This window comes from Sorangium sp. So ce362, from assembly GCF_051519845.1.
Lineage (GTDB): Bacteria > Myxococcota_A > Polyangia > Polyangiales > Polyangiaceae > Sorangium.
The window spans coordinates 3,757,011-3,768,910 of sequence record NZ_CP150332.1; the positions used below are offsets into that span (position 1 = coordinate 3,757,011).

The 11,900-nt window shown below is 71.7% G+C and carries 9 protein-coding genes; 4 read left to right on the forward strand and 5 right to left on the reverse strand.

Going from position 1 to position 11,900, the window contains the following annotated elements:
* Positions 1-30: 30 nt before the first annotated feature.
* The 5 genes from WMF17_RS14800 to WMF17_RS14820 form a co-directional block, all read right to left on the reverse strand.
* Positions 31-1,203: an acyl-CoA dehydrogenase family protein gene (locus WMF17_RS14800; RefSeq protein WP_437602702.1), complete on the reverse strand. Its 1,173-nt coding sequence runs from the start codon at positions 1,201-1,203 to the stop codon at positions 31-33.
* A gap of 224 nt (positions 1,204-1,427) precedes the next feature.
* Positions 1,428-2,933, reverse strand: coding sequence for a serpin family protein (locus WMF17_RS14805; protein ID WP_437650069.1), 1,506 nt, complete (start codon positions 2,931-2,933; stop codon positions 1,428-1,430).
* 102 nt (positions 2,934-3,035) lie between these two features.
* Positions 3,036-3,947, reverse strand: coding sequence for a hypothetical protein (locus tag WMF17_RS14810; protein ID WP_437650071.1), 912 nt, complete (start codon positions 3,945-3,947; stop codon positions 3,036-3,038).
* A gap of 279 nt (positions 3,948-4,226) precedes the next feature.
* Positions 4,227-4,934, reverse strand: coding sequence for a hypothetical protein (locus tag WMF17_RS14815; protein ID WP_437650073.1), 708 nt, complete (start codon positions 4,932-4,934; stop codon positions 4,227-4,229).
* A 141-nt stretch (positions 4,935-5,075) separates the two neighbouring features.
* A complete protein-coding gene (locus tag WMF17_RS14820; RefSeq protein WP_437650074.1) occupies positions 5,076-6,734 on the reverse strand; it encodes an aminotransferase class I/II-fold pyridoxal phosphate-dependent enzyme in 1,659 nt (552 codons plus the stop codon).
* 378 nt (positions 6,735-7,112) lie between these two features.
* Between WMF17_RS14820 and WMF17_RS14825 the strand changes: the two genes are divergently transcribed.
* From WMF17_RS14825 to WMF17_RS14840, 4 genes are all read left to right on the forward strand, one after another.
* Positions 7,113-8,474: a sigma-54-dependent transcriptional regulator gene (locus tag WMF17_RS14825; RefSeq protein WP_437650075.1), complete on the forward strand. Its 1,362-nt coding sequence runs from the start codon at positions 7,113-7,115 to the stop codon at positions 8,472-8,474.
* A gap of 189 nt (positions 8,475-8,663) precedes the next feature.
* Positions 8,664-9,983, forward strand: coding sequence for a PhoH family protein (locus WMF17_RS14830; protein WP_437491012.1), 1,320 nt, complete (start codon positions 8,664-8,666; stop codon positions 9,981-9,983).
* Between the two features lie 120 nt (positions 9,984-10,103).
* Positions 10,104-11,204 (forward strand): tyrosine/phenylalanine carboxypeptidase domain-containing protein, encoded by a 1,101-nt coding sequence (locus tag WMF17_RS14835; RefSeq protein WP_437650077.1) that lies wholly within the window; start codon positions 10,104-10,106, stop codon positions 11,202-11,204.
* Positions 11,205-11,587: 383 nt separating this feature from the next.
* Complete coding sequence (locus tag WMF17_RS14840; protein ID WP_437650079.1) at positions 11,588-11,800, forward strand: hypothetical protein; 213 nt, start codon at positions 11,588-11,590, stop codon at positions 11,798-11,800.
* The last annotated feature ends 100 nt before the right edge of the window (positions 11,801-11,900 follow it).

Genomic DNA, 11,900 nt, shown 5'->3' on the forward strand with positions numbered 1-11,900 from the left:
GGCGGGCGCGGCGCCCCGGGTCGGGGCGTCTCAGGTCCAGAAGCCGGTCGGCTGGCCGAGGAGCGCGGCGCCGGCCTGGCCGAGCCACCCCTCCGCGGCCGCGGCGTGCTGAGAGAGGGTGTGGATGTCCCGGAACCGCCGTTGCACGGACGAGGCGTTCCGGGCGACGCCGCCCCCGCCGGCTTGATAGCAGGCGTCCACGGCCCGGGCCGCCACCTCCGTCACCCAGGCCAGGGCGCCGGAGATCCGCGGCGTCATCGCCAGGACGGCGCCGGGGTTGTTCACGCACGCGGCCCAGAGCTCGTCCCCCGTGTCGCGCAGCAGGGCGCGGGCGGCGCGCACGCTCGTCTCGGCGCGGCCGAGGTGCACCTGGAACACCGGGGAGTCCGCGAGCTGCGCGCGCGCATACAGCCGCTTCTTGCCCGAGCTCGCGAGCGTCACGACATCGTCGAGCGCCCCCTGGGCGATGCCCACCGCCACGGCCCCCATGTGGAGCACGAAGTGCAGGACCGGCGCGACGAACCCAGGGGCGGCCACCGACGACTGGCCCTGGAAGATATCGAAGCTGTGCTCCGCGGGACAGAACAGCCCTTCCGTCATGATGTCGTGGCTGCCCGTGCCGCGCAGGCCGAGCACGGACCAGGTGTCGAGGATGCGCACCTCGCTCGCGGGGAACAGCATCCCGCGCATCTCTGGCACCTCGCGCGTCTCGCTCGCCGGGCCCATCCGCGGGCGGCCGCCGTCCAGGATCACGCAGTTCCCGAACAGCCAGCTGGCGTGCTCGCAGCCGCTCGCGAAGCTCCAGCGCCCGGTGACGCGGTAGCCGCCCTCGGTCGCGTGGGCCTCGCCCTGCGCGTTGAAGCCGCCGCCGATGATCACGTCCGGCCCGGCGGAGTAGACCGCGTCGAAGCGCTCGCGCGGCAGGAGCGCGAAGAGGTGCGGGCTCTCCGAGCCGATCATCACCGTCCAGCCGGTGGCCCCGTCCGCCCGGGCGAGCGTCTCCAGGACGTCCATCCCCGTGCGCAGATCGACCTCGTGGCCGCCATGGCTCCTCGGCAGGAACATCCGGAAGCATCCCGCCGCCTTGAGCTGCCCGAGCAGGTCCGCCGGGAGGCGCCGCGCCTCCTCGATCTCCGCGCTCCGCGCGGCGATCGAGGGGGCCAGGTCACGGACGGCATGCAGCACCGCGTCTTCGTTCTTCATCGCTCGCTCCTTGACATCGAGGGTTGGCGGAGCCGGTGAAGGCCCCGGCAAAACGGCTCATCGTACCGCGGTTCTCCAGCGCAGCGCGGACATTCGCGCCCCGTCCGCGGGCCTGCGCGCGAGCTTGCATCGCGCGGTGGAGCGAGGGGATCGGGGGGATGGATGCCCACATCGATGCCTGTGGAATCGAGCTCACCCCCCGGCGCTCGGGGAGGACGGCCGGGTCATCGCGGATCGGTCACGCGGCCCATGAACAGCACCGCGCCCGTCGCCACGTCGCGGATCAGGAACGCGAACGGGTGATCCGCGCGGAACACCGGAGACGGCGCCGGGGCCGACCGCGTGGCCATGGCGACGCCTGTCGCCGCGGCGGCCTCGGTCCCTTCCTCGTTGACCTCCACGAACGCCTTGTGGCGGACCTGGGAGATGAAGAGCGGCTCCGCCCTCGTGATCCCCGAGAAATCGGCCTTCGCATCGTCGAACGCGAGCGGCATTCCCAGCTCCGCCAGGGTCTTCGAGAGCTCGAACTCCGCGGTCATCTTGAAGCGCGGGAGCGCCACGTCGACCCGCGTCGGCCGGAGCGCCTCCACGTACCCCTTGAGCTGCCCGGCCGACAGGCGCTGCTCCACCCTGGGCAGCCCGTCCGCCTGCGCGGGCAGGATGACGACCATGGCCAGCGGTCGATCGGGGTCCTGCGCCTCGTAGGCGAGCTCCAGCACCGACGCATCGGCGGCCTGCCCGAAGCGCGCCTGGAGGGTCTTGCGCATCATCGGCACCGCCGGCGCGGTGCCGGGCTTCACCGTGAACGGCTCGTTCTTCGTCGCCTGCTTGTCGAAGGGCGTCGCCCATCTCCCCTTGAAGTAGATGGCGTTCGTGAGGACGAGCCGCGTGAGCGGCGTGATGCTGCCCGCCGGCATCAGGTCCTTGATCTTCGCGTTCGTCTGCTGCTCGACCCATCGATTGATGCGCCCGCGCGCCGGCTCGCTCCCGCCCTTGAAGTCGACGAGCTCGATCCCCGCGCCGTAGTGCTGCTGGGTGGTGCTCTGGAACGCCGGATCGAGCGGCAGCCCGGCCTGGCCCCACAGCCGGTTGGCGATCCGGAGCTCGGGCCCCTTGGGGCCGGCCGTCTGCGTGAGCTCCTTGACGAGCCCGCCGAACGCGGGGTGCAGCGCCCCGGGCGGGAGGGTGAACTCGAGCGCCTTCGCCATCTGGGCCGCCGTCTCGCCCCGGGCGCCGGCGTAGGTCATGGCCAGCGCGGTCGAGATGCTCGCCGGCGAGAAGAAGAGCTTGCCTGTCGTGGCGGCGAGCTTGCCGTAGAGCCGCTGCGCGAACGCGGCGTTGGCGTCGGCGAAGCCCGCGCCCGACGGCTGCGCGCCCGGCTGCTGCGCGGCCGGCTGGTCCGGGCGCGGGGGCGCCGCGGGCGGCTCTTGCCCGGGCGGCTGGGTCGGCTGGGGGATAGGCCGGGTCGGCGCCGGGCCGGCGGGCGACCTCTCGCCGGGACAGACGTGCTCCCAGCGGCACGCTCCGCCCCCGGCGCGCATGCACTGCGTTGCGCCCGTGGAGCCGTCGTCGCAGACGCGGGCGATCATCGCGAGCGGGCCGCAGTCGGCGGGCTGGCATGCGGAGGCGCCCGGGTCCGGCGAAGCCGGCGGGACGCGGTCCTGGGCCTGGCACCCGAGTCCGAGCAGCGTGCACAGCGCGGTCGTGATGAACGAGATCCGTTGGGCCATGGCGCTCCGGTACCAGCGCGCCAGGCCGATGGGAAGACCGACCGAGAGGGCGACAGGGCGTGTGCGCGCCTCGCTCCGGCCGGCGGCTCCGCGCGGCGCGCCTCAGAAGCTGTGGATGAACGTGAACCGGCCAGCGATCTTGTCGTTGAGCTGGCTCTCCGCCTGCGTCTCGTAGCCGAGGTAGAGGAGCAGCTTGTTCCCCGTGCCGTAGTTCAGCCCGATCACGCCGCCGAGCTGCAGGCTGGCGAGGCCGGTGTTGTCGACGGCCCCCTCGTCCACACCGACCGTCGTCGGATCGTCCACGGCGGTCACGACCTCGTTGAGGTCGATCGAGAGCTCGAGGTGCGGGCCGATGCCGAAGTCGTCGGTCGGATAGAAGAGGAGGAAGTCCCGCGAGTAGAGGTAGTTCTGGACGCTCTCGTTGAACATGCTGGAGAACGACCCCAGGATCCACGACTCGAAGTAAATGGGCTTCGCGTCGATGTAGGTAAACAGCTGCGGAGCGACAAGCGCCGCCGGCTGTTGCGTCACGAAGTTGAACGCGAAGCCCACCATCGGGTTGATGGTGACCGGACCCATCGTGAAGGCGGGACCGATGTCGAACTCCGCGGTTCCCAGCGTGGTGACATAGATGTCGCTCGAGAGGCTGATGGGGCCGAGCTGGTGCGAGGCGCCGGCCCAGACCTGGAGACCGACGTTGTCTGCATCGAACCGGAACCAGCTCGGGATCTGGCTCGGCTCCGCCGCCGGCTCTCCGACCGGCTCGGCGGCGCCCGGCGCCGGCGTGACGGGCGCCGGCGTGATGGGCGCTGCTTGGCCTGCTGTCGCCGCGTCGCCTGCCGTCGCAGTCGGCTCTACCGGGGGCGCCGGCGCGGTGGTCTCCGGCGGGGCCGCCGCTGCGCCCGGATCAGCCGGGGGGGGCGCGGGATCCTGAGCCCAGGCGGCCGGCGACGCGAGCAACCCCACGACGCAAGCGAGCGCCGAGCAACATTTTCCCATACCGTTCTCCATCATCGAACTGCCTCCTCTGCGCAACATGACCTCTGCGCAACATGACGTGAAATCCACATGAAACGTGAGAGCAACACGGAAAGTAACGGCAGCGGGATGACAGTAACGTAGTGGTGAGCGCTTAGGCAAAGCCGATGTGCATGGCCGTGAGAGATCGACGCCGCGCCTGCGATCCGCGGCGGCGCGCTCGCCGCGACCCGCGGCCGAGGCAGTGCGCGTGCCGACAACACCGCAGCGCCGGCGGCGCTGTGCGCTCGCCCCCCGGAGGGGGGATGTCCCGGCTCAGAGGGGGATGTACTGGATGCCAGCGGCCGCCCCGAGCGACGCGATCGCGGCGGCGCCGACGAGGAGCAGCGTCGTGACGAGCAGCGTCCCTTCGATCTCATCCGTGACGAGGTCGTCCACCCCCTGAGCGAGCTCGTCGCGCGTCTTGAGCAGGTCGATACCCCCCTTCTGGTTGGCCTCGTTCCGGAAGCGCGCCAGCGTCAGCGTCTCGATGGTTCCGAGCAGCCGCGCCTCGATCTGGCGCCGCAGGAACCCCCGCGCGCCGCCCCCTTGCGGCGCGGCCTGCACCCGGTGAATCACCGCGAGCCGCAGCCGCTTCGCCGCTTCGTTGATCGGCACGCCCTCCACCGCCTGCGCCACGCGCCCGCCGCGCGCGCCCGCCTCGGCCTGCTCGGAGAGGCCGAGCAGCCGGTCGAACACCGCGGTCACGAGCATCCCTCCGAGCCGCTTCGACCGCACGACCTGCAGGATGCCGGCGCCGAGCGCCCGCTTCCACGACAGCGTGAAGCCGAGCACGGCGCACAGCGCGAGCGCCGCGACGGCCGCGAGCGCCCCGCGCAGCGCCGAGCCGTCGGCCGCGATGGCGTACGAGGACGCGGCGAGGACGACGGCCAGGAGCGACATCGCCAAGGCGGTCAGGAAGAAAGAGCGGACCGCAGGCCCCAGCGCCGCCGCGACCCCTTGCATGAACGGTCGAGGATCCATGATCGCTCATGTCACCACGGCCGTGGTCCGGCGAAAATGCCGAAGCGGGCGGCGCCGCTCACCGGAGGTGGTCGCGGCAGAGCCGGTCCCGGAAGCCGCCGCCGGCCGGCGGCCGGCGAGCCCGAGGGCGCGGCCTCCGGCTCAGATCACGCCGAACTTCTTCCCGACCTTCTCGAACGCCTCGAGCGCGCGATCGAGGTGCTTGCGCTCGTGGGTCGCCATGTAGCTCGTGCGGAGCACCTGCTGCTTGGGCGGGACGCCCGGCGTGATGAACGGGTTCACGTAGAGCGCGTAGTCGTCGAGGAGCGACTTCCACATCATGACGGTCTTGAGGTCGTCGCGGATGTAGATGGGGATGACGGCTGTCTCGGTCTTGCCGAGCTCGAAGCCGAGCTTCTGCAGCTCCGTGCGCATGTAGGTGAAGTTCTCGCGGAGCTTCTCCTGGCGCCACGGCTCCTCCTGCATGACGTCGAGCGCGGCCATGGCGGCGGCGACGCAGGGCGGCGCCGCGCTCGCCGCGAAGAGGAAGCTGTAGGCGAAATGCTGAATATAATCGAGTACTTTGCGCTCGCCGACGAGCCAGCCGCCGATCGAGGCGAGCGACTTCGAGAACGTGCCGCCGATGAGGTCGACCTCCTTGCCGAGGCCGAAGTGCGCGGCGGTGCCGCGGCCGCCCGGGCCGATGACGCCGAGGGCGTGCGCGTCGTCGACGAGGAGCCGCGCCTTGTGCTTCTTCACCACCTCGACGATCCCGGGCAGGCTCGCGATCTCGCCCTGCGCGCTGAAGACGCCGTCGGTGATCACGAGCGCGCCCTCGGTGTCGGCGATCTCGGAGAGCGCGCTGTCGAGCGACGCGGGGTCGCTGTGCTTGTAGCGCACCATCCGGGCGCCGGACGCCTGCGCGAGCCGCACGCCGTCGTAGATCGACGCGTGATCGTCCTTGTCGATCATCGCGACGCTCCGCTTGTTGCTGAGGAGCGCCGAGATCGTCGCGATGTTCACCTGATAGCCCGTCGTGAACACGAGCCCGGCCTCCTTGCCGTGGTAGGCGGCGAGCTTCTCCTCGAGCTCGTTGTGGAGGCGCATCGACCCGTTCACGAGCCGCGAGCCGGTCATGCTCGTGCCGTACTTGTCGATGGCGTTCCGCGCGGCCTCTCGCACCTTCGGGTGGGTCGTCAGCCCGAGGTAGTTGTTCGAGCCGAGCATCGTCACGGTCCGCCCCTCGAGCTGCGCCTCGGGGCCGTTGTTGAAGTCGAGCGGGCGGAAGAAGGGGTAGACGCCCATGGCGCGGGCGTTGTCCGCGGTCATGAACTTGTACGCCTTCTCGAACACGTCGCGCCCGCCGATCCGCGACAGCGACGTCCGCGCCGCCATCTGGGTCGCGAGCTGCTGCTCGGCCGCCGCCGCCACGTAGGTGCCCGCGCCGTTCGCGGAGGCGCCGTTCACGTGCGGGCGGGCGGCGGCCCGCTCGGGCGCGGCGCTCGCCGTCGTCTCCACGGCCGACAGCCCCGCGCCGCCCGAGGCGGGCGCGGCGGGCCGCGGCGACGCCGCGCGGGCCGGCGTCGCCGCGTGGACGCCGGCCTCGTCGTCGAGCGCCGGATCGAGGTTCGGGAGCGCGTGCCCGTTCAGCAGGATGTCCCACGCCTCCGCGGCCAGCTCCCGGGCGGCGCGCAGGCGGTTCTTCGCATCCATGACCCCGGTGGCGAGCCGCATCACGCGATCGTTGCTGACGACACGGACGACCCTGCCCGACGAGGCGAGCTTCTTTGCTTGGTCGACCAGACGATCCTTCATGCTCATGCCCTGGCTCCTCACGCGATCGTATTAAGGGACGCGGTCCTGCCCGCGAAGGCCGCTCCGGCGTGTCGTGTCGGGCCGCGCGCGGCCCTGCTCGCTCCCGGTGCGCGTCGCGCCGCTAAAGCAGCCTGCGCGACCTGCGTCAACGGATACCACCGCGGGCGCGCGCCGCGCAGCACGGCCGCCGCGCAGGCGCGATCCGCGTCGCGCACCGGCCTTCGCGCGGTGCGCGGCAGCCTTCGCAGAGCCCGCCCGCCGCGCGGCGCGACGCGCCCTGCAACCGAGGCCGCCTTCCCGGCGGATGGCCGCGCCGCGGCATGCGGCGAGACGCAACTCGTTGCGGAGTGGTGCGCGCCGGTGTAGGAAAAGTTTTCAGGGTCTATGCGCCGTGTCCTAGTCGTCGACGACGAAGAAAACCTGCGACTCGTGGTGCGCACGTTCCTCAAGCGGGACGGCTATGAGGTCGAGGCGGTCTCGAGCGGCGAGGAAGCGCTCGCGATGGTCGAGACGTTCGGGCCCGACGTGATCCTCACCGACGTCCGGATGCCCAGGATGGGCGGCCTCGATCTCCTGGCGACGCTCAAGGCGAAGGGGAACGATGCCACGGTCATCGTGATGAGCGCCTACGGCAACATCGACATGGCCATCGAGGCGATTAAGGCGGGCGCCTACGACTACATCCAGAAGCCGTTCAAGGCGGAGGAGGTGCTGCTCACGCTCCGCAAGGCCGAGGAGCGGGAGTCGCTCCGCCGCGAGAACCGCGCCCTGCGCCAGGAGATCCGGCGGGAGAACCTCTTCGAGGAGATCCTCGCGAAGAGCCCGCCGATGCAGGTGATCTTCAAGACGATCGCGAAGGTCGCCGACTACAAGACCACGGCGCTCATCACGGGCGAGAGCGGCGTCGGCAAGGAGCTCGTGGCCCGGGCGATCCACAGGAGGTCCGGCCGCCGGGGCGGGCCGTTCGTCGCGGTCAACTGCGGCGCCATCCCGGAGAACCTCCTGGAGAGCGAGCTCTTCGGGTACAAGCGGGGCGCGTTCACCGACGCGGTGAACGACAGGGCGGGGCTGTTCGAGCAGGCGAACCACGGCACGCTGCTGCTCGACGAGATCGGCGAGCTGCCGCTGCCGCTGCAGGTGAAGCTGCTCCGGGTGCTCCAGGAGGAGACGATCCGCCGCCTGGGCGACAGCAAGGACCTCAAGGTCGACGTCCGCATCCTCGCCGCGACGCACCGCGATCTGCTGGCCGAGACGCAGGCCGGCCGGTTCCGCGAGGACCTCTTCTACCGGATCAACGTGCTCCCGATCGCGATCCCGCCGCTCCGGGAGCGGCGGGAGGACATCCCGATCCTCATGGATCACTTCCTCGCGAGGAACAACGCGCGGTTCGGCATCAACATCCGCGGCTTCGAGCCCGAGGCGCGCCGGCTGCTCCTGGAGTACCGGTGGCCGGGCAACGTCCGGGAGCTGGAGAACACCGTCGAGCGCGCCATGGTGCTCTGCGAGGGCGAGCGCATCGGCGAGGCCGACCTGCCCGAGCGGATCCGCGAGGCGCGCGACCCGATCCAGATGCAGCTGACGAGCGGCGAGCTGTCGATCAAGAAGACGTCGCGCGTCATCGAGGAGATCCTCATCCGGCGCGCGCTCCAGAAGACGAAGGGCAACCGGACCAAGGCGGCCGAGGTGCTGGAGATCAGCCACCGGGCGCTGCTTTACAAGATCAAGGACTACCGGATCGATCTGTGATCGCGGCGGACCGCCTGGAACAAGGCGTGGACGGCGTGGGCGATGTTCCAGATCCGGCCGAGTCGAAGCGCGGTGTCTCTCCCGATGTCCGGGCTCCTGCCGATCAGCGGGTGACGGCATCCTCGGGCGGGCGACTCAACACTCCCTTGCGCCCGTCGCCGCAGGCGGCTACGCCGTCGCGCTCCCCCCATGAAGAAGAACTACGTTCTCGACGCGAACATCGTGCTCCACGATCCCCACGCGATCTTCAAGTTCGAAGACAACGACGTCATCATCCCGATCTACGCGATCGAGGAGATCGACCAGTTCAAGCGGGAGGGCTCCGAGCGCGGGCGCAACGCGAGGACCATCGCCCGGCTGCTCGATGAGGTCCGCGGCGCCGGCACGCTCGCGACCGGCGTGCTCCTGGAGAACGGCGGCACGCTGCGCATCGCGATCCCGGAGCGGCGGCCGGAGCTGCTCGTGGGGCTGGAGTCGGGCTCGCAGGACAGCGCCATCCTGCAGACGGCGATCGACATCCGCGACCGGCACAAGGATCGGCCGACCATCTTCGTGACGATGGACACGAACCTCCGGATCCGCGCCGACGCGCTCGGGATCCCGGCGGAGACGTACGAGAACGAGCGGGTGCACGACCCCGCCGTCGGGCAGGCGGTCGTCGAGCTCGAGGTGCCCGGCGCCGAGGTCGACGCCTTCTTCCAGAGCGGCGTCCTCACCGGTGCCAACTTGGCGGATCTATTGCCAAATTCGGCGGTGCTCCTCCGCGACGCCGGCGCGCCGAGCCACACGGCGCTCGGCCGCTTCGACGCGGCGCGCGGGCAGATCGTCGCGCTCCGCGTCGGGCGGGAGGGGGTGATGGGGGTCCGGCCGCGCAACAAGGAGCAGGCCTTCGCGCTCGACCTCCTGCTCGACGATTCGGTGCGGCTGATCACGCTCATCGGCAAGGCGGGGACGGGCAAGACGCTCCTGGCGCTCGCGGCGGCGCTCAAGCGGACGACGGAGGACAACGCCTACACCCGGCTTCTCGTGAGCCGGCCGATCATGCCGCTCGGGCGCGATCTGGGCTTCCTTCCGGGCGACGTGGACGAGAAGCTGAACCCGTGGATGCAGCCGATCTTCGACAACCTCGAGTTCCTGTTCTCGAACGGCGGCGCGAAGCCTGGGCGCGACGCGCGCGGCTTCGTGGAGCTCCTGGAGAGCGGGCGGATCCAGGTCGAGCCGCTGACCTACATCCGCGGGCGCAGCCTGCCGCACCAGTACCTCATCGTGGACGAGGCCCAGAACCTCACCCCGCACGAGGTGAAGACGATCATCACGCGGTGCGGCGAGGGGACAAAGATCGTGCTGACGGGCGATCCCCAGCAGATCGACAACCCCTACGTGGACCACGCGTCGAACGGCCTCCTCGTTGTGGCGGAGCGGTTCCGGCGCGAGCGCATCGCGGGGCACGTGGTGCTCGCCAAGGGCGAGCGCAGCGAGCTCGCGGAGCTCGCGGCGAACCTGCTCTGAGGCGCGCGGCGCGGGGCGCGCGGCGCGTTCGCGAGGCGAGCGGGACGGGGGTGAGCCGGGTGGGGGCGAGCGTGACGGGGGCGAGCGAGGTGGCGACGAGCGCGAGAGGAGCGGAGCGTCGTGGCGCGGCGTCCTCGGGCTAGATCGGCGGGGCCGCCGGCCTGGGTGCCGGACGCGGATCGGCTCCTCGGCGCCGCGGCGCGGCGGATCCGCGTCGTCGGATCGAGCACGCCGGTGAACCTCGTCGAGGAGCTCGCGCGGCTCGCCGCCGCGTGGGGGAGGGGCGACGGGGAGCTCCCGCGGTTCACCTACGCGCCCGCGCAGGACCACGGCGATCTCCGGAAGGCGATGGACACGGCGGCCGAGCGGCTCGCGGGGCAGGGGGAGCTCGGCGTGGTCTACGCCGGCCGCGCCGTCGAGCTCGCCGCCGAGGCCGCGATCTGCGAGGCCGCGGGCGGGGCGGGGTGCTGGGCCGCCGCGCGCCGCCGTTACGCGGCGCGCGACGCGTACGACGAGCAGGCGGACGCGCTCGCCGCGACCTGGGTCGAGCAGGCGGCGGGCGCGGCGGCGGGCGACGAGGATCGGGTGCGGAGCGACGATGCGCGCTCGCCCCGGTCGCTCGTGTCGCGGATGCGGCGCGAGATCGGGGCGCGGCGCCTGCCTCTCCGGGTCGTGATCGCCGACATCGCGCCGCTCGCCGCGACGGGCGACGGCGTGATCCAGATCGCGCGGGGGCGCATGCTCACGCGCGACGACGTGGAGCGCACCGTGCTCCACGAGATCGAGGGGCACGCGGCGCCCGGCGTGCGCGCCGCGGCGCTCCCGCTCGGGATCTTCGCGATCGGGACGGCCAACGGCGGCGACGATCAGGAGGGCTGGGCGCTCGCGCGCGAGCGCGCCGAGGGATACCTGGTCGGCGCCCGCCGGATCGAGCTCGGGCTGCGCCACCTCGCCGCCCGGAGCGTCGAGCGCGGCGCCGGCTTCGTCGAGACGGCGCGGCTGCTCGAGGCGCGCGGCGCGTGCTCCACCGCCGACGCCCTGCGCATCGCGGCGCGCGTCCACCGGGGGGGCGGCCTGGCGCGGGAGGTCGTCTACCTGCCGGCGCTGCTGCGGGTCGAGGCGATGCTCCTCGAGCAGCCGGCGCTCGGCCCGGTGCTCGCCTCGGGCAGGGTCTCCGTGGGGGCGGCGGTGTCGCTTGCGTCCTGGGCGCGGGTAAGCTGATCCACCGGGCGCGGGTGCGCTGATCCACCGTGGTTGCCCGGTTCGACCGTGGCTGCCCGGTTCGAGCGCGAGGACGGGAAGCCGGGAAGAAAAGTCGGATCGTCCCCTGAACTTCTTAGCTTCCCGCCAGACCGATCCGATGAAATGGAGACACCGCCGGTCGGGCGAGGAGCGGAGAGGGAGCGGAGAGGGAGCGGAGAGAAAGGGGGCTGCGTGAAGGGAAGGATCACTTCGGCCGTGCGAGCACGGCATGGAACGCGCTTGTCGTGTCCGCCGGCGAGCACGGCGTCTCGCGCGTGGGGTCGCGCCCGGGTCGACCGCGCGGCGCGCCGAGGCGGCTCCGGGGGCGCGCGGCGCGGACGGGCCAGCGGGCGGAGGGGGGCATGAACTCGAAGAAGATCATGGAGAGGGATTCCAGGCGCCCGCCGAGGGGAGCCGAGGCCCCGGCGGTGATCCTCAAGGACGACCTCCACGTCGTGGATCTCGGCGCCGGTGTGATGCTCGACGTGTTCATCAACGTCGAGGGCCGGCTCACGACCTTCGTCAGCCTGGATGGCCAGCTCATCGCGGAGCTCCGCGTCGCAGGTCACGCGTGAAGAGCGCGCACGATCGCGCCGGGAGGCGTGGAGACGGGGTGAGTCGACTCGAGCGCTCTCCCCGCCTCCACGTCTCCCGGGCGCCCGTCTGCCGGCCGCT

Excerpts from the sequence above, each read along its gene's own strand:
- WMF17_RS14800 (WP_437602702.1), bottom strand. The coding sequence starts at position 1,203 with ATGAAGAACGAAGACGCGGTGCTGCATGCCGTCCGTGACCTGGCCCCC.
- WMF17_RS14805 (WP_437650069.1), bottom strand. The coding sequence starts at position 2,933 with ATGGCCCAACGGATCTCGTTCATCACGACCGCGCTGTGCACGCTGCTC.
- WMF17_RS14810 (WP_437650071.1), bottom strand. The coding sequence starts at position 3,947 with ATGATGGAGAACGGTATGGGAAAATGTTGCTCGGCGCTCGCTTGCGTC.
- WMF17_RS14815 (WP_437650073.1), bottom strand. The coding sequence starts at position 4,934 with ATGGATCCTCGACCGTTCATGCAAGGGGTCGCGGCGGCGCTGGGGCCT.
- WMF17_RS14820 (WP_437650074.1), bottom strand. The coding sequence starts at position 6,734 with ATGAGCATGAAGGATCGTCTGGTCGACCAAGCAAAGAAGCTCGCCTCG.
- WMF17_RS14825 (WP_437650075.1), top strand. The coding sequence starts at position 7,113 with ATGCGCCGTGTCCTAGTCGTCGACGACGAAGAAAACCTGCGACTCGTG.
- WMF17_RS14830 (WP_437491012.1), top strand. The coding sequence starts at position 8,664 with ATGAAGAAGAACTACGTTCTCGACGCGAACATCGTGCTCCACGATCCC.
- WMF17_RS14840 (WP_437650079.1), top strand. The coding sequence starts at position 11,588 with ATGAACTCGAAGAAGATCATGGAGAGGGATTCCAGGCGCCCGCCGAGG.